The sequence below is a fragment of the Streptomyces sp. NPDC127114 genome (assembly GCF_042677525.1).
In the GTDB taxonomy this organism is placed as follows: domain Bacteria; phylum Actinomycetota; class Actinomycetes; order Streptomycetales; family Streptomycetaceae; genus Streptomyces.
The window spans coordinates 169,509-194,387 of sequence record NZ_JBHXTJ010000002.1 but is presented as its reverse complement, the minus strand read 5'-3'; the positions used below and the strand labels follow the sequence as shown (position 1 = coordinate 194,387).

Here is a 24,879-nt window from a genome sequence, read left to right as displayed (position 1 = left end):
AAGGCTCGCTCCGCCCGCCCACCGTCGGCAACCGATTTTCCGGCAACCGGGAACACATCAGGCCAAGCCGGACCCCGCCCTCTGGACCGCGTCCCGAGGCCCGCGCTTCACTCACGACCCATGAGACAACGGAAGATCATGAGCATGATCAGCGGCCTCACCCTGGCCGCCGGAGTGCTGCTCGCCGCCCCCGCGGCCCGCGCGGACGAGGCCCCGACCCCGCCGGCCGAGTTCACCACCGACTGGCACGACCCGGTCACCGCCGCGCCGCCGGTCGACACCCCCGGCACCCGCAGCTGCGAAATCACCCTCGCCGCCGCCCAGTTCCGCGACTTCACGCCGTACAAGGGGAGTTACGCCCCGCCGAAGGAATGCGGCACCCGCTGGAACAAGGTGGTCCTGCGCCTGGAAGGCACGGTGAAGGGCCGTCAGTACGACCGCCTCGGCTACCTCACCGTCGGCGGCGTCGAGATCCTCCGCACCTCCACGCCCGAACCCTCGCCCGACGGCATCGCCTGGTCCGTCGAGAAGGACGTCACCCGCTACCGCGACACCCTCAGCCGCCCGCAGCCCGTCGAGATGCTCATCGGCAACGTCGTCAACGAGACCTACACCGGCGTCCTCGACGTCCGTGTCACCCTGACCTTCCACACCGCCCAGGGCACCGTGCGCCCGGCCGCCGGCACCCCCGACCGCGTCCTGCCGCTGACCGACGGCACGCTCACCACCCCGCGCAACACCGAGCGGATCCTCGCCGAGGTGTACGCCACCGGATCCGGCGGCGGCTGCGAGGAGTTCTGGTACCTCACCGTCCCCGACGCCGCGCCCTACTCCTGCAAGGCCACCGACGGCCCGTACCGGGAGGTGCAGATCTCCGTCGACGGGAAGCTCGCCGGCATCGCGGCACCCTTCCCGCACGTCTGGACCGGCGGCTGGTCCAACCCCTTCCTCTGGTACGTGACCCCCGCCCCGCGCGCCTTCGACGTCCAGCCGATCGTCTACGACCTCACGCCCTTCGCGGCGCGGCTCAACGACGGCCGGGCCCACCGCGTCGACGTCTCCGTGGCCGGTGTCCCCGCCGGGCAGTCCGGCTGGAGCGTCCCCACCAACGTGCTGCTCTGGCAGGACGAGGGCCGGGCCGTCGTCACCGGCGCCCTCGACCGCCACGAGGCCGGTACCCCGCGCAACTCGGCGGTGTACACGGCCGGTTCGCCCGACCGCCTGGAGACCACCGGCGGGCACACCCTGACCGTCGCCGGACACCTCGACACCTCGCACGGCCGGGTCACCACCACCGTCACCCGCACCGTCGGCCACGGCTCCACACACCGCTGGGGCGCCGACGAGAACCCGGACGCGCTCACCGCGCACTGGACCGACGACGAGACGGTGACCGTCGGCCGGACCGCCACCCGCACCCACCGTGCCTACGCCATGGACGGCGAGATCACCGTCGGGGCCGACAACCGGCTGCGGACGGTGCTGACCGTCGGCGACCGCGCCTCCGTCGACGTGGTCCGGGACGGGAAGCGGCTGTCCTGGTCCCGGCTCGACGACACGTACACCGGCGACGCCGCCTTCACCCTCGGCGTCCCGCGCGAGCAGCGGCACGCGGTCGGCACCAGCGCCGAGCGCTACCGCCGGTACGGCTCCGACGGCTGCTACGACCGCTCCCTGAAGACCGTCCAGGGCCCCGTGGTGGCGGCCCTGGGGCGCGGCTGCCCCGCGCGCGTACACGGCGGGGGCGGGCCGCGGGGAAGCGGGGGCCGCCCCCGGACGCCTCCTGCGGCCGTCAGACCGGCCTGACCGAGTCAACGCCGGAGCGGGCCCCGCGCCACTCACCGCGCGTGAAGTCCGGGATCGGCTGCGGGGCGCCGCCGGCCTTGATCGAGGCGTGGCTCAGCGGTACCGGGGACGTCCAGGTCGCCGCGTCGTACACGTCGAAGTCCGGCACGAGGCCGAGCCGTAGGCACTGCGTCAGGCGGAACACCATGATGTAGTCCATGCCGCCGTGACCGCCCGGCGGGTTGGCGTGCTCCTTCCACAGCCAGTGGTCGAAGTCGGCGGCGTACGCGCCGAAGTCGCCCCACTGGTGGCCCTTGTGGTCCGGCTCCAGATAGATCCGCGCCGGGTAGTCCTCGAACACGCCCTTGGTGCCGCCGAGGCTGTTGATCCGGCTGTACGGGTGCGGGGTCGACACGTCGTGCTCCAGCCGGATGACCCGGCCCTTCGCCGTCCGGACCAGACTGATCGTCCGGTCGCTCTCGATGTACGACTCCTTCCAGCTGGGATCGTTCTTCGGGATGTTCGCCGCCCGGTACTCGGCGAGTCCGAGGGCCGGCGTGCCGACGCTGCTGATGCTGACCACCCGGTCGCCCCGGTTGACGTCCATGTAGTTGGCGACCGGGCCGAAGCCGTGGTTCGGGTAGAGGTCACCGCGCAGCCGGGTGTGCCAGAGCCGGCGCCAGGGGCCCTCGTAGTAGGTCGGCGAGAACATCAGCTCGCGCAGGTCGTGGTTGTACGCCCCCGCGCCGTGCAGGAGTTCACCGAACTTCCCCGCGTGCGCCATGCGCAGCACCCGCATCTCGTTGCGCCCGTAGCAGCAGTTCTCCAGCTGCATGCAGTGGCGACGGGTCTGCTCCGAGAGGTCGACCAGCTCCCACAGGTGATCGAGGCGCAGCGCGACCGGACACTCGACGCCGACGTGCTTGCCGTGCAGCATGGCCTGCTTCGCCTGCTCGAAGTGCAGGTCCCAGGGCGTGGCCACGTGGACGAAGTCGACGTCCGCGCGCTGGTACAGCTGCAGGTAGTCCTCCTCGCCGCCGGCGTAGACGGCGGGTGCGGGCTGCCCGGCGGCGACCACCTTGGCCGCCGCCCGTTCCGCCTTCGCCCGCACCGGGTCGCACACCGCGACCACCCGGACGTCCGGCAGGGCCAGATAGAGGTCGATCATGCTGCCGCCGCGGTTGCCGAGGCCGACGAGGGCGACCCGGACCGTGGAGCGCGGCTCGAAGGGGACACCGGCCATCGTGGCGCCCCGGCGCGGCGGAGTCGGGGAGGTCTGCTCGGACGGCTGCGCCGCCTCGGCGGGGCCCGTGCCCAAGGCGCCGAGCCCGAGCCCGGCGCCGGCGGCACCCGTGGTCCTGAGGACGGAGCGACGGCTGGGGCGCGGGGGAGTGCTGTCGTTCATGGAACCTCCGATTGCCGTGAGTGCAAAGTGGGTTCATGAATCCCGCACAGGACCTTGGCCGCTGATGCTCCTGTTGCGCAAGGGTGCCGTTTGGACTTGTGGACAGCGGTGCTTGGACTCCTGGAGCCGAGCGCTCCGATTACGGGCGGGTCGCGTGCTCCAGCGCGATCAGCGCCGAGTAGTAGGTACGGCCGGTGGCCCGGTCCATGCCGACCTCGCACATGCGGTTGGCCGAAAGGTGCGCGTCGAAGGGCCGGGCGGTGACCTCCGCCGCCTCGCGCGCCGTGGCGGAGGCGGTCAGCTCGGGATGGAGCATGCCGCGGTCGCCCGCGAAGGCGCAGCAGCCCGCGTCGACGGGGACGACGACCTCCTCGGCGCAGGCCCCGGCGAGCGCGGTCAGCCGGTCCTCGTCGCCCAGGTGCCGCATGGAACAGGTCGGATGGACCACCGCCGAACCGACCCGGTGCCGTACGTCGAGCCGCGGCAGCAGCTCGTCCGCGGCCCACACGAGGGAGTCCACGACCGTGAGTTCCGCGTGCAGCTCCCGGTTGTCGTCGGTGAGGTACGGCACCACCTCGCGCGCGATGCCCAGCGTGCAGGAGGAGGCGTCGACCACCAGGGGCAGCCGGCCGCCGGCCGTCCAGCCCCAGGCCGCCTCGACGATCCGGTTGGCCATCACCTCGTTGCCGCGCCGGTAGCCCTTGGAGTGCCAGATCGTCGCGCAGCAGGTGCCCGCCACGTCGTCCGGGATCCACACCGGCCGCCCCGCCCGGGCCGACAGCGCCACCACCGCCTCCGGCAGCGACGGTCCCTCGAGGCCGTCCGGACTGCCGAAGATCCGGTTCACACAGGCCGGGTAGTAGACGGCCGCCGCGGCCGGCCGGTGGGTGCGCGGCAGTCCCCGGGCCGCCGCGCCCGGGATCTCGGGCAGCCACTCCGGTACGAGACCGGGCCGCACGGCCTTGCGCGCCAGACCGGTCGCCGACTCCAGGAAACGGTCGCCGAGCCGGGCGGCCGCGGCCACCGCGAGCCGCGCCGAGGCCTCCACCGCGCGGAAGTGCCGCGCGGCGAGCGTCGCGGCCCGCTCCTCGCGCGGGGAGTGCCTCCTGTGCCGGAACTCCTTCATCATCGCGCCCGTGTCGATGCCGACCGGGCAGGCCAGCGCGCAGGTGGAGTCGCCGGCGCAGGTGTCGACCGCGTCGTAGCCGTACGACTCCAGGAGGCCGGTCTCCACCGGCGAACCGTCGGCCTGGCGCATCATCTCCCGGCGCAGCACGATCCGCTGGCGCGGGGTGGTCGTCAGATCGTGGCTGGGGCAGGTGGGTTCGCAGAAACCGCATTCGATGCACGGGTCGGCGACCGGCTCCACGGTCGGGATGGTCTTCAGGCCGCGCAGATGGGCCTGCGGGTCGCGGTCGAGCACGATCCGGGGCGCGAGCAGTCCGGCCGGGTCGATGACCTCCTTGGTCCGCCACATCAGTTCGGTCGCCTTGGGGCCCCACTCCAGCTCCAGGAAGGGCGCGATGTTGCGGCCGGTGGCGTGCTCGGCCTTGAGCGAGCCGTCGAACCGCTCCACGGTCAGTTTGCAGAAGTCGTCCATGAAGGCCGCGTAGCGCTCCACGTCGGACGGGTCGCCGGCGTCGAAGGCGAGCAGGAAGTGCAGATTGCCGTGGGCGGCGTGCCCGGCGACGGCCGCGTCGAAGCCGTGCCGGTCCTGGAGGTCGAGCAGTTCCGCACAGGCCTCGGCGAGCCGGGCCGGCGGGACGGCGAAGTCCTCCGTGATCAGGGTCGTACCGGAGGGGCGGGAGCCGCCGACCGCCGTCACGAAGGCCTTGCGTGCCTTCCAGTAGCCGGCGATGGTGCCCGGGTCGCGGGTGAAGGTGTAGTCGGCCGAGGCGACCGGCGCGACGAGTGCGAGGCCGGCGAGGACCCGGGCCGCCGCCTCCTCGTAGGCCCGCTGCCCGGCCTCGTCCGGCGCCCGGAACTCCACGAGCAGCGCGGCCGTCTCCGTCGGCAGCTCCGCCCAGTCGGAGGGCACGCCCGGCACGCTGACCGAGGCGCGCAGCGTGTTGCCGTCCATCAGCTCCACGGCGAGCGCGCCCGCCTCGGTGAACCGGGGCACGGCGGCCGCGGCGGCCGGCAGGGAGGGGAAGAAGAGGAGGGCGGTGGAGACCTTCCGGTCCAGGGGGAGGGTGTCGAAGACGACCTCGGAGATGAATCCCAGGGTGCCTTCGGAGCCCACCATCAGCCCGCGCAGGATCTCCACCGGGGTGGCTCCGTCGAGGAAGGCATCGAGCCGGTAGCCGTTCGTGTTCTTGATCGTGTGTTTGGCGCGGATCCGGGCGGTCAGCTCCGGGTCCGCCTCGATCTCCGCCTTCAGGGCCATGAGGCCCGCGCACAGCCGGGGCTCCGCGCGCGCCAGTTCCTCGTCGGCCGCAGGGTCGGCGGTGTCGACGACGGTGCCGCTCGGGAGCACGAAGGTGAGCGAGGCGACCGTGCGGTACGCGTTGCGGGTGGTGCCCGCGGTCATGCCCGAGGCGTTGTTGGCGACGACCCCGCCGATCGTGCAGGCGACGGCGCTGGCCGGGTCGGGGCCGAGCACCCGGCCGTACGGCGCGAGCGCCGCGTTGGCCCGGACGACGGTCGTGCCGGGCCGGATCCGGGCGCGGGCGCCCTCGTCGAGGACCTCGACGCCCGCCCAGTGCCGGCGCACGTCCACCAGGATGTCCTCGCCCTGCGCCTGCCCGTTGAGACTGGTCCCGGCGGCCCGGAACACCACCTCGCGGCCCTTGCCGCGGGCGTACGAGAGGACGGCGGACACGTCGTCGACGTCCTCGGCCACCACGACGACCTGCGGCACGAAGCGGTAGGGGCTCGCGTCGGAGGCGTAGCGCACCAGGTCGGAGATCCCGGACAGCACCTTCTCGGGGCCGAGGAGGGCGGCGAGCTCCTCGCGCAGGTGCTTCGGTGTGCCCCGGGCCTGGAGGTCGGGCACCCGGTCGGGCGCCGCCCGTCGTCGCGTACCGGCTCGCAGGGTCTGCGGGTTCGGCTCCCGTACGGGCATGGCCAGGGCTCCCCTCCGGCGCGACCGTGCCCCCGCTCCAGCTGCCCCGGTCTCAGCAGACGGGCTCCGGACCGCGGTCGACCAGAGCGGACAGCAGACCTCCGAGCACCTCGCGCTGATCGACGGTCAGTGGAGCCAGGATGTCCTCTGCGGCCGCCCGGCGCGCGCTGCGCAGCTCTCTCAGTGTGTCGCGGCCGGCGTCGGTGAGCTCGATCCGGACCACCCGGCGGTTGCTCGGGTCGGGCACCCGGCGCACCCGTCCGGACGCCTCCAGGCCGTCGACGAGACTGGTCACCGCGCGCGGGACGACCTCGAGCCGGGCCGCGAGGTCGGCCATCCGGGGCGGATCCGGGTAGTGCGCGACCGTCCGCAGCAGCCGGGACTGCGCGGGCGTGATCCCGACCGGCTCCAGGTGCCGCTTCTGGATGCGGTGCAGCCGACGGGTCAGCCGGAGCAGCTGCTCGGCGAGAAGGCCGTCGGGGTCGGGGGCGCCGGCGGTGCCGGGGGCGGCGGACGCGGCGGTGCCGGAGGTGGCCGGGGTGCTCATGGAGGGAACACTATCAGGACCACGTTCATTGTGAGTATAGGTAACAATGAGCTATGCTCAGACCGTACCGTCGCCGAACCCTCGTAGGAGCCCATGCGCCACCATGACGAGTCCACCTGGACGCCCCCCGCCCGAGACCCCCGAGGCCCGAGGGAGCCCGCCCAGCTGCGGCGCATCCTGCGGCTCTTCCGGCCCTACCGCGGCCGGCTCGGCGTCGTCGGCCTGCTCGTGGCCGCCTCGTCGCTGGTCTCGGTCGCCTCGCCCTTCCTCCTGCGGGAGATCCTCGACACCGCGATCCCGCAGGGTCGCACCGGGCTGCTCAGCCTGCTCGCGCTCGGGATGATCGCCACCGCCGTCGTCTCCGGTGTCTTCGGCGTCCTCCAGACGCTCATCTCCACCACCGTCGGCCAGCGCGTCATGCACGACCTGCGCACCGCGGTCTACGCCCAGCTCCAGCGCATGCCGCTGGCCTTCTTCACCCGCACCCGCACCGGCGAGGTCCAGTCCCGGATCGCCAACGACATCGGCGGCATGCAGGCGACGGTCACCTCGACCGCCACCTCCCTCGTCTCCAACCTCACCGCCGTCGTCGCCACCGTCGTCGCCATGCTCGCGCTCGACTGGCGGCTCACCGTCGTCTCCCTGCTCCTGCTCCCGGTCTTCGTCGCCATCAGCCGCCGCGTCGGCCGCGAGCGCAAGCAGATCACCACCCGGCGCCAGAAGCAGATGGCCGCCATGGCGGCCACCGTCACCGAGTCGCTGTCCGTCAGCGGCATCCTGCTCGGCCGCACCATGGGCCGTGCCGACTCCCTGACCCGGTCCTTCGCCGAGGAGTCCGAGCGGCTCGTCGACCTCGAAGTGCGCTCCTCGATGGCCGGACGGTGGAGGATGTCCACCATCGGCATCGTCATGGCGGCCATGCCCGCGCTGCTCTACTGGGCGGCCGGCCTCGCCCTCCAGGCCGGCGGTCCGGCGATATCGCTCGGCACCCTGGTCGCCTTCGTCTCGCTCCAGCAGGGCCTCTTCCGGCCCACGGTGAGCCTGCTGTCGACCGGCGTGCAGATCCAGACCTCGCTCGCCCTCTTCCAGCGGATCTTCGAGTACCTCGACCTGCCCGTCGAGATCACCGAGCCCGCCGAGCCCGTCCGCCCGGCCCGGATCTCCGGTGAGGTCACCTTCGAGAAGGTCACCTTCCGCTACGACCCCGAGGGCGAGGGCCGCCCCACCCTCGACACCATCGACCTCACCGTGCCGGCCGGCGGCAGCCTCGCCGTCGTCGGCCCCACCGGCTCCGGCAAGTCCACGCTCAGCTACCTGGTGCCCCGGCTCTACGACGTCACGGAAGGCCGCGTCACCCTCGACGGCGTCGACGTGCGCGACCTCGCCTTCGACACCCTGGCCCGGGCGGTCGGCGTGGTCTCCCAGGAGACCTACCTCTTCCACGCCTCCGTCGCGGACAACCTGCGCTTCGCCAAGCCCGACGCCACCGACGAGGAGATCGAGGCCGCCGCCCGCGCAGCCCAGATCCACGACCACATCGCCTCGCTGCCCGACGGTTACGACACCCTCGTCGGCGAACGCGGATACCGCTTCTCGGGCGGCGAGAAGCAGCGCCTCGCGATCGCCCGGACCATCCTGCGCGACCCGCCCGTGCTCATCCTGGACGAGGCGACCAGCGCCCTCGACACCCGTACCGAGCACGCCGTGCAGCAGGCCATCGACGCGCTCTCGGCGGGCCGCACCACGATCACCATCGCGCACCGGCTCTCCACCGTCCGCGACGCCGACCAGATCGTCGTCCTGGACGCGGGCCGCATCGCCGAGCGCGGCACCCACGAGGAACTGCTCGCCCAGGACGGGCGGTACGCCGCGCTGGTGCGCCGGGACGCCCGCGCATCAGAACACACGAACGTGGGAGCGGTTGTTCCCCGGAACGTGTGATCGTCCCGGATTCCGTTGCCCGACTCCCGTACGCCGTCGGATGATTACGGTGCGCAAGCGACGGGCTGCAGACCGCGACTGCGCAGTCCCACGAAAGCTCTGTACAAGGAGAAAGCACCACCATGAACGTCATCACCAACCTGCTCGCCGGCGTCCTCCACTTCCTGGGCTGGCTCGTCTGACGCCTTCGCAGGCAAGCAGTGCCCGGCGCCGCCGGTCCCCCGTCCCAGGGACCGGCGGCGCCGCCGCGTGACGGGCCTCCACGGCAGGACACCCCCGGGCTCCCCGGAATCGCCCGGGAACCGGGTTAGCGTGCAAACCATGACGTACCGGACCTGGCAGCCCGAACACCGTCGCCGCCGCACCCGGCTCACCCGCCGGGGCAGGCTCGTCGTCCTCGGCGCCCTGCTCGCCGTCGCCGCCGCGATCACCGTGCCGCTGCTGCTGCTCGGCGGGGACCCGAAGCGCCCCGTACCCGAGAAGCAGCGCACCCTGCTCATCCCGGAGGGCTGGCGCGGCGGCGAGGTGTACGCGGCCGTGGACCGCTCCCTCGGACTGCCTGCGGGCACCACCGGCAAGGCCGCCCAGGCACCGGCCACCGCACTCGCCCTGCCCGCCGCCGCCGGCGGGAACCCGGAGGGCTATCTCTTCCCGGCGACCTATCCCGTCGGCAAGGCCACCACTCCCGAGGGGCTCCTGCGCTACATGGTCGACACGGCCGTGAAGCGCTTCGGCGCCCCCGGCATCGCGGAGGGCGCCCGCCGCCACGGCATGAGCGTCCACCAGCTGGTCATCGTCGCCAGCATCGTCCAGGCCGAGGCCGACACCCCGGAGGACATGGGCAAGGTGGCGCGGGTCGTCTACAACCGGCTCGCCCAGGGCATGCCGCTCCAGATGGACTCGACCATCAACTACGCCCTGGGCAGGGACACCGTGGACACCACCCACCAGGACACCCGCATCGACAGCCCGTACAACACCTACGAGCGCCGCGGCCTGCCCCCGTCACCCATCGGCAACCCGGGCGACCAGGCCATGAGCGCGGCCGTCGCCCCGGCCGACGGGGACTGGCTCTACTTCGTCACCGTCAGGCACGGCGACACCCGCTTCACCGCCAGCTACCCCGAACACCAGGCCAACGTCGCCGACTTCAACGAACAGCGACGGGCTGCGGCGAGGTCCTGAGCAGCCGCCGGACGTCGGCGACGGCGGCGCGGCCGGCCCGGTTGGCGCCGATGGTCGAGGCGGAGGGGCCGTAGCCCACGAGATGGACGCGGGGATCCCGTACGGCCCTGGTTCCCTCGACCCGGATGCCGCCGCCGGGCTCCCGCAGCCGCAGCGGGGCGAGATGGTCGATGGCGGCCCGGAAGCCGGTCGCCCACAGGATCACGTCCGCGTCCACGGTCCGCCCGTCGTCCCAGGCCACTCCCGTCGGGGTGATCCGGTCGAACATGGGCAGCCGGTCCAGGACGCCGCGCTCACGGGCGTCACGGATGGCGTCGTTGAGCGGCAGCCCCGTGACGGACACGACGCTCTGCGGTGGCAGTCCCTTCCGTACCCGCTCCTCGACGAGGGCGACGGCGGCGCGGCCCTCCACCTCGCCGAACGGGCCCTCGCGGTAGACGGGCTCGCGCCGGGTGACCCAGGTCGTCGCGGCGGCGACGTCGGCGATCTCCATCAGGTGCTGGGTGCCGGAGGCGCCGCCGCCGACCACGACCACCCGCTGCCCGGCGAAGGCCTCGGGACCCGGGTACTGGGCGGTGTGCAGCTGGCGGCCGCGGAAGGTCTCCTGCCCCGGGTAGCGCGGCCAGAAGGGCCGGTCCCAGGTGCCGGTCGCGTTGATCAGGGCACGGGCGGAGTAGACACCCTCCGAGCTTTCGACGAGCAGCCGCCCTTCTTCACCCTCGCGTACCGAGGAGACCTCCACGGGCCGGTGCACCCGCAGCCCGAAGGTCTCCTCGTAGTCGGCGAAGTACCCGCCGATCACCTCGGAGGACGGCCGGGCCGGGTCGGCGCCGGTCAGCTCCATACCGGGCAGCGCGTGCATGCCGTGCACCTTGCCGTACGTGAGCGAGGGCCAGCGGAACTGCCAGGCACCGCCCGGCCGGGGGGCGTGATCGAGGACCACGAAGTCCCGCTCGGGCTCGAAACCGGTGCGCCGGAGGTGATAGGCCGCGGACAGCCCGGCCTGACCGGCCCCGATGACGACGACGTCGACCGACCGCACCACCCGGCCCAGGGCCCCGTGGTCGCGCCCCTCCGCGGCCCCGCGGCCCGGAACCCCGCGCTGCTCCGGCACGTCGTGTACCTCGAAATCGTTCACGATTCCACCAACAGTGAACCCCTCGGGGATCTTCCCGACCTCCCTCCCGGTTCGGATGCGGCGGCTGCCCCCGGTCGGCAGGATGGGCCCATGGCCTTCAGCACCACGATCCTCACGCTCACCACCGGCTCCACCGAGACCGTCACCGACCTCACCCGCCACTGTGAGGAGTTCCTGTCCCGCACGGCCGGGGGCCGCGACGGCCTCCTCAACCTCTTCGTCCCGCACGCCACCGCCGGCCTGGCGATCCTGGAGACGGGCGCGGGCAGCGACCACGACCTCCTCGCCGCCCTCCACCACCTCCTCCCGGCCGACGACCGCTGGCAGCACCGCCACGGCTCCCCGGGCCACGGCCGCGACCACGTCCTGCCGGCCCTGGTCCCCCCGCACGCCACGGTCCCGATCGTGGACGGCCGCCTGGAACTCGGCACCTGGCAGTCGATCTGCCTGGTGGACACGAACAAGGACAACCCGCAGCGGCAGGTGCGGCTGTCGTTCCTCGGGTAGCGGATACCGCGGGACTGTATGCGGGATTCCCGGCCGTACCAAGCGATGGCCCTGGAGGGGGCGGCGGGTGGCCAGCTCGTGTTCCGTCACGGAAAGTGTGCATGCATCACTTAATGTGATCCTCGTCCCGTCACTCTGGGCGCATGCCCGCCGTCGAGGGAGCCCCCGTGCCCCGGTTCCGGATCGCCTGCACCATCGCGGTCGTGCTGAGCCTGCTCGCGCCCACGGCCGAGGCAGCGCAGGTGCTGAATGTCGCGGCGGTCGAGGGCCGGCGCCCCTTGTCGTGGTCCGCGCCGTGGGTGCCCGACCCAGGGCGGCATCGCGGGCGGACCATCGCCTCCGATGTCCCGGTGCCGCACCGTGAGCCGGCATACCGCCCTCCAGAGGGGGCGGCTGCCACGGGCGGGGAGCGTTCGAAGGAGCCGACCGCCGCATCGGACCGCCTCGGACTGGAGAGGTTCCGCCAGTACGCGCAGGTGCCCGTAGGAGCGGGTGCCTCGCTCATGGTCGAAGGGTCGACCGGGAACACGGTCCTCGGCTGGAACCTCCTGGCCAACCCGGCACTCGGCCCAGCCGCGTTCCTGCGTCTGACGTACAACAGTCTCGACCCGGAGGCCGGCGGTCCGGCAGGGCCGGGCTGGTCGGTGGCGACGTCCACGCTGAGCAGGCTCGGGAGCCGACTGGTTTTCGGCCCGGACGAACGGGGCGGGCAGGGGCTGCCCCGCACCGTCCGGTTGATCGACGGGGACGGTACAGGGCACGTCTTCCGGCTCAGGCGGCACGGTAGCAAGGATCCGGCAGCCTGGGACTACGCCCATCCGCCCGGCGTCCATCTCTTCCTGCAGCGCACGGGCAGCCGCGACAAGGGGCGCACCTGGTCGTTCACCCGGCCGGACCGTACGCAGTTCTTCTACGGGGCCGACGGCCGTCCCGCCACCGTGGTGGACCGGAACGGCAATACGCTCCGGTTCGAGTATGACGACCATGGCAGCGGGCTCCTGCACCGGGTCGTGGACGCCTCGGGCAGAACTGTCCTGGCGCTCGATCACCTGAGGGCGGGCAGGAGGTACGACTACCTGGCGAGGGACGGCGACCGGTCCCTGCGCCGAGGACGCGTGGCGGCGGGCAGCCGTTACGAGGGCCGCCTCGCCTCGGTCACCGATGTCTCCGGACGGCGGGTCACGTTCATCTACGACGCGCGGGGGAATCTGGCCAGGATCACGGACGCGGCGGGGACCAATGCCGAGCGTTCTCTGGACATCGGCTACGTCACCGGGCCGGGCGGCCGACCTCGCCTGGACCACGTGGCGGACCCGCTGGGCCACCGTACGCACCTCTCCTATCCGTCATCTCCCGGGCGGGCGGACGGATCGCGCCGCGTCCAGAGCATCACCGACCGGCGCGGCGGTGCGACCGGCTTCCACTGGGCGGGGGCGAAGTCCGGCACCGTCATGACCGTGACGGACTCTGCCGGGCACCGCACCGCCTACACCGTGGACGATCTCGGGCGGCCGGTCCGTGCCCGCGACGCCAAGGGCGGGACCACCCGCCTCACCTGGGACGACGATCACAACGTCACCGAACTGCGCGAGGCCAACGGAGCCCGCACCACCTGGGAGTACGACCACGCCACCGGCTATCCGCTCACCGTCACCGACCCCGTCGCCAACGCGGGCGACCGGGCCTCCACCAGCCTGAGCTACCGCACCGCGCTGGGCGGCCATGTCGCCGACCTTGTCGAGAAGGTCAGTCCGGAGGGCCGCCGCTGGACCTTCGGCCATGACGCGTACGGCAATCTCATCCGGCTGACCGACCCCCGTGGGTACACGTCCCGGAACGTGTACGACTCCGCAGGGCGTCTGATGGAGTCCGTCGACGCCCGGGGCGGCAGCACGAGGTTCGCCGACTTCGACCCGACCGGCTCGCCGCGCCGCATCATCGACGCCCTCGGTCACACCACGTCGTTCCGGTACGACGCGGTCGGCAACGTCCTGTCCGTCACCGACGCCAACAAGCACACCAGCACGCATACGTACGACGTCCGCAAGCGTCCGCTGGAGTCGAGGCAGCCCATCGACCAGGCCGCCGGCCGTTACGTCGTCACACCGCCGCCCGTCTACGACCGCAACGACAACGTGCTCCGCTCCACCGCCCCGAACGGTGCCGTCACGACGGCCGCCTACGACGCGGGCGACCTGTTGGTGTCGCTGACCGAGCCCAAGGACCGGTCGCAGGACCCCGCGCGCGTCAGCACCTACGCCTACGACCCGGTCGGCAACCTCGTGCGGAGCACCACGCCGAAGGGCACTTTGACGGCGGAACCGGACGACTTCACCACGTACAGCGTCTACGACGAGGTGAACCAGCTGGTCGAGCAGCGCGACGCGCTGGGCGGCCGCGCCACGTTCCGGTACGACGCGGTCGGCAACGTCATCGAGGTGTTCGATCCTCGCACCAACGCCGGGCAGGGTTGGCGCGGGCCGACTTCGCGTGCGGTGTACGACCTCGGCCACCGCGTGATCGCCGTCACGGACCCGGCGGGGGCGACCGAACGCCGGGTCTACGACCATGACGGACTCGTCACGCGGGTCATCGACGCCCTCGGCAGCGAGACCTTGACGACGTACGACGCCCTCGGCAAGCCGGTCGAGGTCAAGGTCCCCCACAGGCGCATGGACGACGGCACCGTCGAGCACCGGACCACCCGCTACACCTACGACGAGGTCGGCAACCGGACCAAGGTCTACTCGCCGCGCGCCGTCGCCGAGGACAAGGAGTCCTTGGCCGACGTCTCCGTCTTCGACGCTGTCGGCCGCTTGGTCGAACGCCGTCTGCCCCATGACCCCTTGCATCCCAGGGTCAGGAAGCCCGACATCCTCACGTACGCCTATGACCCGGTCGGTCGTCTCACAAAGACCACCACACCGGCTTCGCAGGGCAGCCCGGGTTCGCCCAACAGCCATGTCACCGCCTACTTCGACAACGGCTGGGTGAGGTCGAGCACCGACCCCTGGAACATCCGCACGTCGTACGACTACGACCCGGTCGGCAACCAGACCAGCCGCACGCTCACAGGCGACGGCGACTCCACCCGCTTCATGCGCTGGCAGTACACGCTCGACGGCCGCGTCCTGAGCCGCACGGACCAGGGCACCCCGGCCGGCTCCGACACCGTCCTCGTCGACGACGCCGACCTCGACCGTACGACCGCCACTGGTACCTGGGAGCCCGTCCCCGCGAGCGGGTGGGGCGACCGCCACCTCCGTCACGCCGCAGGCACCGGCTCCGACACCGTCACCTGGACCACCCAGATCCCCACCAAGGGCGCCTACGAGGTCTTCGCCCACGTTCCGGCCGGCGCGACGGCCGAGAACGCCGCCTACACCGTCGAACACGACAAGGGCACGGCAAGGGTGACCGTCGACCAGAGGAAGGCCGCCGGCAGCTGGAAGTCACTCGGCCGCTGGACCTTCGAAGACGAGACGACCCGGCGCATCACGCTCACCGACGAGGCGGACGCCCCCGTCCTCGCCGACGCGATCAGGCTCGTCCGCGACAACCCTGGCGTCGAGAAGGACCGCAAGGCGTTCACTTACGCCTACGACCCCGACGGCAACCTGACCAGCGTGCAGGACGCGAGCCCCGGAGCCGCGACCGCGAAGTACACCGTGACGTATGACGGGATCAACCGCCCGAGGACCATCGACGAGTACGCGGCGAAACCCGACACCGACGCCCGCCACACCACCACCTACGCATACGACCCCAACGGCAACATCACCGAGCGGACCTACGACACCGAGAAGGCCACGTACACATACGACGAGCGCGAGCTGCTCCGGACCTCCGTCACCGAACCGGAACCCGGCCAGGGCAAGGCGACCACCACGACCTTCACGTGGGACCTCATCGGCCGACTGGAACAGCAGGTCAAGGACAACGGCAATGTCCTGCGCCACGCGTACTACCTCGACGGCCTCCAGCAGAAGACCGAGGAGCTGAAGTCCGGAGGCACGCTCGTCGCCCGACACGAGCTTCAGTACGACCCGAACGGCAACCGCTCCCGCGACATCGCCCGCACCATGAGCGCCGACGACCACGGCGACTACCTCGACGTCACCTCCCGGTTCACCTACGACCCCCGCGACCGCATCGAGAAGGTCATCAAGACGGACGGCGGAAGAGAACGCACCGAGCTCTACGAGCACGACGGCAACAACAACGTCGTCCGCCAGACCGTCGAGCGCCGCACCGACCTCACATACGACCGCGACCGCCTCGTCACCGCGAGCACGGCCGGTGTCACTGCCTCCTACCACTACGACCCGTACGGCCGCCTCAGCCGCATCACGCAGGCCGGCCATCAGGCCGAGAAGTATGTGTACGACGGCTTCGACCGCGTCATCGAGCACCACGCCCCCACCGGCATCGGGCATCAGACCTCCCGCACCACCTACGCCTACGACCCGCTCGACCGCCGCGTCACCACGACGGCGAAGGGCAGGACGACCACCACCCACTACCTCGGCCTCACCGACCAGGTCCTCACCGAGGTACGCGCCGGCAAGATCCACGCCCGGTACGAATACGGCCCGGACGGACAACGGCTCTCCCAGACACGGCCGAAATCCGAGACCGACGACACGCGGGAGACGACCTTCTTCGGCTACGGCCCCCACACGGACGTCGAAACCCTCACCGACGAGAGCGGCAACACCAAGGCCACCTACGGATACACGGCCTACGGCCAGGATGACGAGAAGTCATTCACCGGAATCGACAAACCGGATGCCACCCATCCGGACAAAGAGCCGTACAACGCCTACCGCTTCAACGCGAAGCGCTGGGACGGAGGCTCCAAGACCTACGACATGGGCTTCCGCGACTACAGCCCCGGTCTGAACCAGTTCCTCTCCCGGGACATGTACAACGGGGCCCTGGCCGACCTTCGCCTGGCCACCGATCCGTGGACGGCGAACCGCTACGCCTTCGCGGGCGGCAACCCGGTCAGCAACGTGGAGCTCGACGGGCACGATTTCTTCGACTTCCTGGAGGACGTCGGCGAGGTCGCTCTGGACACCCTTGAACTCGCAGCCGACGTCGCGGAGGGCGTTCTGGGCGCCGCCGCCGTGGTAGGCGGCGGGCTGCTGATCGCGGGCGGTGCCGCGGCCTGCGGGCTGAGCGTTCCGCTGCTCGCGACCGGTGTCGGCGTGCCCGTGACGGCGGGGTCGTGCGCCGCCGGTGCGGGCGGTGCGGCCGCCGGTGTCGGTCTTGCGGGCCTCGGGTTCGGCATGGTGATGCACGGTGGGTCCGAGTTCGGCTCCGACCTCAACCGCATGCTGTCGGAATCCGGAGGCGGATCACCGGGGAGTCCGGACCCTCATTTCGAACGGCTTCGTCCAGCGGAGCGTGAAACCCTCCAGAGGGCGCAGCAGAAGTATCCGGACTTGAATCTGAAGGCGGCAGCCGACGAGCGGGACGGCGAGTACATCGACAGCCTCGGCCGCACTTATGACCAGATCGGCAATCCGGAGGCATCGAAATTCTGGGAGCGCCCCGGTGCTCCGCAGAAGTTCTATCGGTCGATCGACGGTCACTTGAACAAGTCGATGGACTTCACGCTGATCGACCTCACGGGTTTCAGTGAGAAGTCGAAGTCCGATATTGCCGGCTATGTCGACGCGCTCCCGCCTTCGCTGCGGGAGAAAATCGTCAGGATTGGATTCTGAATGGCGGCACTTGTCTTCGGCGATGAAGACAGCGCGACGATGCGAAACGCTGTATTTCGCCTGATCCTTTCGAGGGTCGATCGACTCCTGGTGGATCCGGCCGACCTGGAGGAGGTCGAGCTGGCCAGGGCGATCGGCTCGGTGTCATTCAATGAACTAGAACCCGCTCCGAGGCGGCGAATCGCCATCGCCATTCTGGAGGCGCTGCATCAGTTGAGGTCGGATGTCTCCTCCGAGGCCGAGCTTGAGGAGCCGGTTCTCCCCGGTATCGACGTCAAGCTCGACGAGCTGATCAGGTTCATGGAAACCCACCTCACGGAGTCTGATGTCGAGCCGTCGAAGTGACGGAGACAGCGAGAGACGGAGAGAAGCCAGAATGTTCAGAATCTTCACTGCCTCGGTCGGGGTTGCCGTGTTGACCTTGACCCTCCCGGTGGCCGCCGAATCCAGTCCGTCCCGCCAAGAAGCTTCCGTGATCGTCGATGGGACACGGCAGGTTGTCTATGTGACTTCTGGGCCGGTCGCCAACACGCTGTCCACATACGACTTCGACGGCAGGCTGCGCAGAACACTCACCACGCAGCAAGGCGCCTCCGGACTCGTCCTGAGCGAGGACGGCAAGACGCTGTACGTTGCCCTCGCCGCCGGCGACGCCATCTCCGCCATCGACACCGAGACCTTCACCGAGCGGACGCGCTACGCCACGGGCGCCCACACCTGCCCCGCTCACCTCACCCGTATCGGAGCGGACATCTGGTTCGGCTACGGATGCGATGCCTGGGCAGGAGCCGTCGGACGGCTCGACACCTCTCAGGAACCCGCGAAGGTGTCGCTCGACGCGCAGGTGCCGCCCGACCAGATCAAGGAGGACCCCAAGCGGTTCGAGCGGCCGCCGCTCCTCGAAACCGGCGGGACGGTGACCAGGACGTTGGTCGCGAGCCAGCCCCACATCAGCCCCGTGAATGTGCGCGTGTACACGGTGAAGGACGGCGCGCTCGTCCCAGGCGTACGGGACGACCGGGGCGGGAGCAACCTCACGGACCTCGCCGTGAGCCCGGACGGAGCCACGCTCTTCACCGCTGCCGGATCGCAGGACCACATCGAGGGATTCGCCACCTCGGACCTGTCCGGGAAAGGTGCCTGGTTCACCGAGCAGGCGCCCACCGCCCTGGCCGCAGCCCCTGACGGCACGTACCTGGCCAACGGGACCCGCACCGCGCGGTCCGATGGCGCGACGGTCGTGCTGGAGCCGCTCGTCGCCGGCGTCGAGGCGATCTCGTACCGGCTCCCCAAGGGCAAGCGGCTTGCCGACCGCGGGCTGGCGTGGTCGGCGGACGGGACGGCGCTCGCGATCATCGCCCAGGACGGCAAGGATGCCGGCCCTGCCGTGTACGTGGTGAGGCCGGGTGAGGCGGAACGCGGAGGCGTAGGCTGAGGGTTGCCATAACGGAGGTTGGTGGACACGAACAAGGACAACCCGCAGCGGCAGGTACGGCTGTCGTTCCTCGGGTAGCGGCCGATACCCGTACCGCCGAGGAAGGACCCCGGCCGTACGGAACGGCTCGTTCTCAGCGCGGTGGCGCGAAGCGGCGGAGCGTGTCGGTCTTGCGGTCCGCCAGCCAGAACGAGCCGTCTTCCAGGGGCACCAGGGCGCTCAGTTCTTCGGCGTCCGGGACCGGCCACAGGGTCATGGCGCCCTTGGTGGTGAGGCGACCGAGGCGGTGGTCGGTGGTGAACCAGAGGGATCCGTCGGGACCTGCCACGATGGCGCTCGGGTGGGTGGCCTGCGGGATCGGATAGCGGTTCAGGGTGCCGTCGGTGCCCAGGCGGTTGATGCTGCCGAGGCCGGTGAACCACACGGCCTGGTCCGGCCCGCTGACGAGGGCGCCCGGGACCGAGCCCGCCGGCAGCGGCCACTTGCGGTACTTCCCGTCGACGGTGAGGCGGCCGATGCCTTCGCGCTCCTTCGCGTCGTACTCCTCGCGCTGGGTGAACCACACCGCGTCGTCCGGCCCCCGGGTCATGGCGCCGACGGCGAACTGCGTGTTCAGGCGCGTGATCCGTGCCGGTCCCCGCTTCGTGTCGACCCGGCTGAAGACCTTGCGTCCGTCGGCGGAGTGTTCGTACCAGATGGTGCCGTCCGGCCCGAGGGCGAGCGCGTCCGGCCAGCCGGGTACGCCGTCCCCCTCGCCGGGGCCGTTGCCCTGCGACGGCCCGTCGTTCCACCAGGTGAACGTCCCCGACCGGCTGAGGTGCCCCAGCTGGTCGCCGGCCGCGTACCAGATCCCGCCGTCGGAGGACGGGGCCAGATCGTAGGGGCGGGGAGCGAAGCCCTCGCCGCGCGGCAGCGGATGCTGGGTGACCTTCCCCGACGGGGCGACCTCGGCGATCGCCGCCAGCGACGGCTCGGCGACCCACAGCGTTCCCTCCCGGGTCATCAGCAGGTCAGCGGGCCCCGCCTTGGGCGGAAGGCGGATCACCGCAGGGGCGGAGGGGGCCGCTGCGGTGGGGCGCGCGTCCGTACGGCCGCCGGAGCCGGCGGACTCGCAGCCGGTCGCCGCGAGCACCACCGCCATCGCGGCAGCGGCCGTTCTACTCCCCGCACCGCAGTGACGCCGGAGCCGGCGTGTCCATGTGCTGTTCCCAGTCATGGGGCCGCAGTTCACGGCCGGCGGTCGCGCAGACCGTTCGGATCCAGTCACGGGGGTCGAGCCTCCATTGGATGAGCGTTCCGAACCTGTCGGTGATAGGGCCGTCGGCCGCGGGGGAGTCGGTCTCGGAGTAGTCGGCCTCGGTGGCGGTGACCAGCCCGGTGCCGTCCGGGGTGAGGGCGAGGCCGGTGGAGTTCGCGAAGTTGTGCTCGGGCAGGGGGAGAGCGCCGAGGCCGGTCTGCGAGGCGCGGTCGAGGAGGCGGACGGTCTGGTCCTCGACGGTGGTGCCGGCCAGCAGCCTGCCGTCGGTCACCGGACCCACCGCGGGGTCGTCCACGCCTTCCGCCGTGCCGAGCCGACGGTCGCCGGAGGCGGACCACACCTCGATGGTGCCGCTGTCGTGCTGGATCAGCAGGTGGTCGCCACTGTAGACGAGGCCACGGGCCCCGGCCGCCGGGAGCGTGCGCACACCGCCGGAAGCCGTGCTGATCACGTGCACCCGCACCGTGCCGTGGGCGTCGAGGACGGGCTCCTCCAGTACCGCCGCGTACGAACCCCGTTCGTGGAGCGCCACCTTGGTGGTCGCCGGATGCCGGTATCCGTCCGCGGTCGGCGCCATCGACCGCGGACCGTCCACCTTCCGTAGCGGCTTTCCCGACTCCGCGTCCCGGAACCAGACGGTGCCGGACATGTGCACCTCGGCCACCTCACGGCCACCGGGCAGGTACCGCGCCAGCGCCGGGGGATCGGACAGCCCCAGCGGATTCGGCACGGGGGGCCAGGAGCCGGCCGGCCGCCACGTCCCGCCCCGCGCAAGGCCCTGCGCGCTGCCGTCCGGCGCCAGCACGGTCAGCAGACTGCTGTCCGGCCGCCACACCAACGCCGAGAACTCGGGGATCCGCATCGTGCCTTCGAGGCCGCGCGGCTTCGTGCCCGGCGGGCCCAGCCGCGACAGGGACAGTCGGGTGCCCAGGCCGTCGAGGACCGCCGCGTCCTGCCCGTCCGGGGCCACCGCCACCTGCGGCGCCGCACAGCTCAGACAGGAGCCGGGGATGTCGGCCTTGCTCTCCCAGGCGATCCGGGTGTGCTGCCGCAGGTCCCACAGGGTCAGCGCGTCCGAGGAGGCCGACAGGAGTCGGTCGCCGCCGGAGCCGAGGAAGGCGAGGGCGTTCGCCGACACCGGCCCGGCACCCGGCAGCGCCAGCGGACCGGAGCCCTTCTCCGCCGGCCTGTGCGTCCGGCTCACCCGCAGCGTCGAGCCGATGGCCACCGCCACGTGCGTGCCGCCCCGGCTGACCGCGAGCGCGGAGGGCAGCCCCGGCTCGGTGTCCGCGACCAGTCCCGGCTCGTCGATGTCGGGCCTGCCCTGGGAGGGCCAGACCGGCAGCGGGGAGCTCTTGTTGCTGTAGGTGAAGTGGCTGCCGTCCGGGGCGAGTGCCGCCGCCGCGTTGTGCACGCCGAAGCCGAGGGTGCTGCCGGCGGTGTGCCGGAGCCGCGGCACGGAGACGCGGTTCCAGCTTCCGTACGCGAACTCGACGACCACCAGCTCGTCGTCCCCGTCGAAGGCGAGGGCGGAGGGTGCCGAGGAGGACATACCGGCGAGTTCCAGGTGCCCGGTGCGACCGGAGACCCGGTCCAGTACCGACAGCGTGCCCCGGACCTCGGACACCGGGGACTCGGAGGCTACGGCGACGAAGCGGCCGGACGGGGAGACCGCGACCGCCGTCGGGGTGTGTCCGTGGGGCAGGCGGGGCGCCGCAGCGTCTTCTCCGGCCGTCCAGACGCTGACCGTCCGGTCGTCGGAGGCGGCCACCACCCGGCCGTCGGCATCCGAGGCGACGGTCTCCACCGGACCGGGCAGGCGCCCCAGCCGCCGGTGGTGTCCGGTGAACCGCCCGCCCTCCAGGTCCCACGTCTCCACCTCGCCGCCGCGGCTTCCGGTGAGCGCCCTCCCGCCGTTCTGCGACGCCGCCACCGCCGAGACGGTACCGGCGGCCCGTACCGAGGCGGCCAGATGCGGGCTTGCGGTCACCGCGCGGAACAGCGCCTTCCGGGTCTGCGGGTCGGCATGCTGCCGGTACGCCCGCTCGGCGAACAACCCGGCCAGCGTGACGTCGGTGGAAAGCAGGTCCTCCGACACCTCCGCCATCCTGTGCGCCTGCGCCACCCGCTCCCGGGCCGCGGCCTCCCGGTGGTGCACCACCCCTCCGGACGCCACCATCGCCGACACCAGAACCACGGCGGTGACCAGGCGGCCGGTACGGAACCGGCGGGCGTAGCGGTCGGCCTCGCGGAGCGTCTCGGCGAACGTCACGTCCGCCGGCTCGGGTGCGTGCGCCACATCGTGCCGGTTCGCGGCGGGCGCCACCAGGCGCAGCCCCTTGCGGCGGGCCGCCAGCAGCTTGTCCTCCATGCCGCTGACCCCGTCCAGACGCTCGCCGTGCCCCAGCGCACCGGTCACCGCGGTGCGCGGGCGCAGGCCGTAGAACACGCCGCGCAGCCAGGCCACGCTGGGCCGCCGCCGCTGCGGATACCGCAGGAGTTCCCGCAGTCCCAGCGCGAAGGCGGCTCCCAGTGAGGGGCCTTCGACCCGGGTGGGCGAGCGGTCGGTGAACACCAGACGCCACAGCACACAGCGCGCCCCCCGGCCACGGCCGGCCACCGCCCACGCCCGGCCCAGCGCGGTCGCGAACTGACCGTCCGCGTTGCGCAGTCCGGTCATGTACCGCGGATCGGGGTAGAGACCGGGCGGCCCGGCGGGGAACTCGCGCAGCTCCAGCACGCCGGTGGCGCCCGCCTCGCCACGGCGTTCCGTTTCGCCGAAGACCACCGGGACCTGGACCCGTCGGCCCGGCTTGCAGCCCGCCATCAGCAGGACGGCGGTCACCAGCATGCTGTCCGGTGCCGGGGACACCTGCCCGGGCAGGTGCGGGATGCGTTCCAGTACGGCGTCGAGACGTGCGGCGACCGATCCCGGCACGGCCTCCAGGCCGCGGCCGGACGCTTCCACCGGTCCGGGCGCGGCTCCGGCGGACAACAGGCCGGAGGCCGCCCACAGGGCGCGTATTGAGACCAGCGCCTCGTCCTGGTCCGGCGGGGAGGCCAGGGCGCGGGCCAGGAGCAAGGCGTGCCGGGCGGGGGTGAGGACGAGGGGCTCGCCGTCCGGGGCGTTGGCGTCGATCCAGTCCGCCAGGGCTTCGGCGGGCCCCTCCGACAGCCAGGCGGGGTCGGTGCGGGCCGCCTCGCTGCAGGACTTCCACCACAACCGTCGCTCGCCCAGGAGCTCGTGGACCGCCGCCTGCGGGGCGGATTCGCGCAGGACGGTGTCCAGAGCGGTGCGGTGGATGCCCCCGACCGCTGTCACAGCGCGCCTTCGATGGCGTCGCGTACCCCCTGGCCCGTGCGTTCCCCGACCCGGCGCCATGCGTCCCGAGTCGCTTCGTTCAGCGCGGCGCGGACGGAGTCCGCGACGGTGGCGGAGGGCCAGTCGGGGTTCCCGGGGACGGGTGCCGGCCCGCCGGCCCGCCAGGTCGATCCGGCCGTGAAGCCGGTGAGGCGGACGAACGAGGCCGCGGCGCCGTAACGGGAAGGGGACACGGGAACGAGGAGGGTGTGCTCCTCGCCGTCCGGCCGCGTGTACGTGACGGTGGCCAGCTCCGGTGGGCCCCCGGTGTCGCGTATGACCAGCTCGAGGGCGTACTCGGACGTCTGGTCGCCGGTGCGGTGCAGGACGAAGACCGCGCGGCCGTCGGGGGAGGAGGCCTTCAGGACCACCGTGTCGTCGCCGGAAGCGGTCAGCGCGCCGGCCGTGGGAAGCGGGGGCAGGGCGAACCAGGCCCCGGCGGCACGGGCGGTCTGCGGGCGTGGCGTGGGCGCGAGGCGGAGGGCCGTGTCCGGCACGTGCCCGGGGTGCGGGGGGAGGCTGATCCCGGTGAAGGAGGCCCGGACGCGCTGCCACAGCGTGTACCCGGCGCGGCCGCGCTCCGTTAGGCGCGGGGACGTGCGGCGGCCGGTGGTGAAGGACGACCAGGAGCGCCGGACGACCGATCCACGCGTCATGGGCCTGCCTCCCCGGCGGTGGGCGAGGGAGAGGCCGGACCGGTGGGAGCGGCCGGCGCTGTGGGCGCGGCAGGCGTAGCCGCGGCAGCGGGGGTAGGAGGCGCGGTCGCTGCGGCGGATGTCGCCGGTGTCGCCGGTGCCGAGGGTGCCGCGGGCGCTGCTGGTGCCGAGGGTGCCGCCGGTGCCGCGGGCCCGGCAGGTGCGGGCGACGCCCCTGCCCCTGCTTGCGCAGCCGCGTCGGGAGTGGCGCCCAGCTGCAGTGCCTCGGTGACGGTCGTGGCGCTCCCCATCTGGGCCAGCACCGCAGGCGCCGAAGCCCCCACCGCGACCGCCGCGAGCATGCCGCCCAGCTCACCGTGGAGCAGCCACCCCGCGGCGCAGCCCAGCACCACCCGGAACAGCGCCGCCAGCGAATCCGCCGGCACATCGACATACGCACCGAGCTTCGGCAGCGCCTCGGCAGCCACCCGCGCCGCATGACGCGCCTGCTGCCAGGCATGCAACCGCCCGAACGTCACGACGGCCTCGACCACCAACCCGCCGCCGGCGCCGTACAGCGCGCCCTCGGCTCCCGAAAGCATCCGACCTCCTCGATGCGAGCCCGCACGCCGCAACGCCTGCCGCGACAGCCGAATCTAGCGAGGTATCAGTCGAACTGACCGCGCGTGGAGGGAAGTTCCGCCCTCTCGTGCGGAACATGGCCGGATCGGTACGGGCAGAGCCCTGCCGCGGGCGGTCCCGCCTCCGGCGCGCCGGCGCGGTGAGGTCCGTGAACGGCCGTGGCGCCCCGGCCCCCCCACACCGGGGGGGCGCGGGGCCGCGGGGGGGGGCCTCCCCAGGGTATAACAAAACACGCCCCCCCGGCGGC

General features: G+C 72.1%; 14 protein-coding genes and 1 pseudogene. 7 read left to right on the top strand and 8 right to left on the bottom strand.

The window, feature by feature from the left end:
* Positions 1–120: 120 nt before the first annotated feature.
* Positions 121–1,692: pseudogene (locus ACFVGS_RS02970) on the top strand (peptide-N4-asparagine amidase); the annotation flags it as partial.
* 100 nt (positions 1,693–1,792) lie between these two features.
* Here ACFVGS_RS02970 and ACFVGS_RS02965 read toward each other — a convergent pair.
* The 3 genes from ACFVGS_RS02965 to ACFVGS_RS02955 form a co-directional block, all read right to left on the bottom strand.
* Positions 1,793–3,190 carry a Gfo/Idh/MocA family protein gene (locus ACFVGS_RS02965; protein WP_385689798.1) on the bottom strand — a complete coding sequence of 466 codons (1,398 nt, stop codon included), beginning with the start codon at positions 3,188–3,190 and terminating at the stop codon, positions 1,793–1,795.
* Positions 3,191–3,329: 139 nt separating this feature from the next.
* On the bottom strand, positions 3,330–6,254 hold the full coding sequence (locus ACFVGS_RS02960; RefSeq protein ID WP_385689795.1) for an FAD-binding and (Fe-S)-binding domain-containing protein: 2,925 nt from the start codon (positions 6,252–6,254) through the stop codon (positions 3,330–3,332).
* A 52-nt stretch (positions 6,255–6,306) separates the two neighbouring features.
* Positions 6,307–6,801: a MarR family winged helix-turn-helix transcriptional regulator gene (locus tag ACFVGS_RS02955; RefSeq protein ID WP_384409896.1), complete on the bottom strand. Its 495-nt coding sequence runs from the start codon at positions 6,799–6,801 to the stop codon at positions 6,307–6,309.
* Positions 6,802–6,894: 93 nt separating this feature from the next.
* On the opposite strand from ACFVGS_RS02955, the gene ACFVGS_RS02950 reads away from it, so the two are divergent.
* The gene (locus ACFVGS_RS02950) at positions 6,895–8,742 is read left to right on the top strand and encodes an ABC transporter ATP-binding protein (protein ID WP_385689791.1); all 1,848 of its coding nucleotides are present in this window, start codon (positions 6,895–6,897) and stop codon (positions 8,740–8,742) included.
* Positions 8,743–9,063: 321 nt separating this feature from the next.
* On the top strand, positions 9,064–9,927 hold the full coding sequence (gene mltG / locus ACFVGS_RS02945) for an endolytic transglycosylase MltG (protein ID WP_384409892.1): 864 nt from the start codon (positions 9,064–9,066) through the stop codon (positions 9,925–9,927).
* Here mltG and ACFVGS_RS02940 read toward each other — a convergent pair.
* Positions 9,893–10,969, bottom strand: a complete 1,077-nt coding sequence (locus ACFVGS_RS02940; protein ID WP_385690031.1) for an NAD(P)-binding domain-containing protein — start codon at positions 10,967–10,969, stop codon at positions 9,893–9,895. The genes mltG and ACFVGS_RS02940 overlap by 35 nt on opposite strands.
* Positions 10,970–11,155: 186 nt before the next feature.
* Here ACFVGS_RS02940 and ACFVGS_RS02935 point away from each other — a divergent pair, with 186 nt between their 5' ends.
* The 4 genes from ACFVGS_RS02935 (at position 11,156) to ACFVGS_RS02920 (ending at position 18,736) form a co-directional block, all read left to right on the top strand.
* On the top strand, positions 11,156–11,572 hold the full coding sequence (locus ACFVGS_RS02935) for a secondary thiamine-phosphate synthase enzyme YjbQ (protein ID WP_385689787.1): 417 nt from the start codon (positions 11,156–11,158) through the stop codon (positions 11,570–11,572).
* Between the two features lie 143 nt (positions 11,573–11,715).
* Positions 11,716–17,301, top strand: coding sequence for an RHS repeat-associated core domain-containing protein (locus tag ACFVGS_RS02930; protein ID WP_385689784.1), 5,586 nt, complete (start codon positions 11,716–11,718; stop codon positions 17,299–17,301).
* Positions 17,302–17,646: a hypothetical protein gene (locus ACFVGS_RS02925; RefSeq protein WP_385689781.1), complete on the top strand. Its 345-nt coding sequence runs from the start codon at positions 17,302–17,304 to the stop codon at positions 17,644–17,646.
* Between the two features lie 160 nt (positions 17,647–17,806).
* Positions 17,807–18,736 (top strand): hypothetical protein, encoded by a 930-nt coding sequence (locus ACFVGS_RS02920; protein WP_385689778.1) that lies wholly within the window; start codon positions 17,807–17,809, stop codon positions 18,734–18,736.
* A 133-nt stretch (positions 18,737–18,869) separates the two neighbouring features.
* Here ACFVGS_RS02920 and ACFVGS_RS02915 read toward each other — a convergent pair whose 3' ends face one another.
* Genes ACFVGS_RS02915 through ACFVGS_RS02900 form a run of 4 tightly spaced genes read right to left on the bottom strand, consistent with a single transcriptional unit; the run spans position 18,870 to position 24,592 of the window.
* Complete coding sequence (locus ACFVGS_RS02915) at positions 18,870–19,877, bottom strand: hydrolase (protein ID WP_385689775.1); 1,008 nt, start codon at positions 19,875–19,877, stop codon at positions 18,870–18,872.
* A gap of 16 nt (positions 19,878–19,893) precedes the next feature.
* Positions 19,894–23,316 (bottom strand): WD40 repeat domain-containing protein, encoded by a 3,423-nt coding sequence (locus ACFVGS_RS02910; RefSeq protein ID WP_385689772.1) that lies wholly within the window; start codon positions 23,314–23,316, stop codon positions 19,894–19,896.
* Complete coding sequence (locus ACFVGS_RS02905) at positions 23,313–24,011, bottom strand: hypothetical protein (protein ID WP_385689769.1); 699 nt, start codon at positions 24,009–24,011, stop codon at positions 23,313–23,315. Before ACFVGS_RS02905 ends, ACFVGS_RS02910 begins: the two co-directional genes overlap by 4 nt.
* Positions 24,008–24,592, bottom strand: coding sequence for a hypothetical protein (locus ACFVGS_RS02900; protein ID WP_385689766.1), 585 nt, complete (start codon positions 24,590–24,592; stop codon positions 24,008–24,010). Before ACFVGS_RS02900 ends, ACFVGS_RS02905 begins: the two co-directional genes overlap by 4 nt.
* Positions 24,593–24,879: the final 287 nt, after the last annotated feature.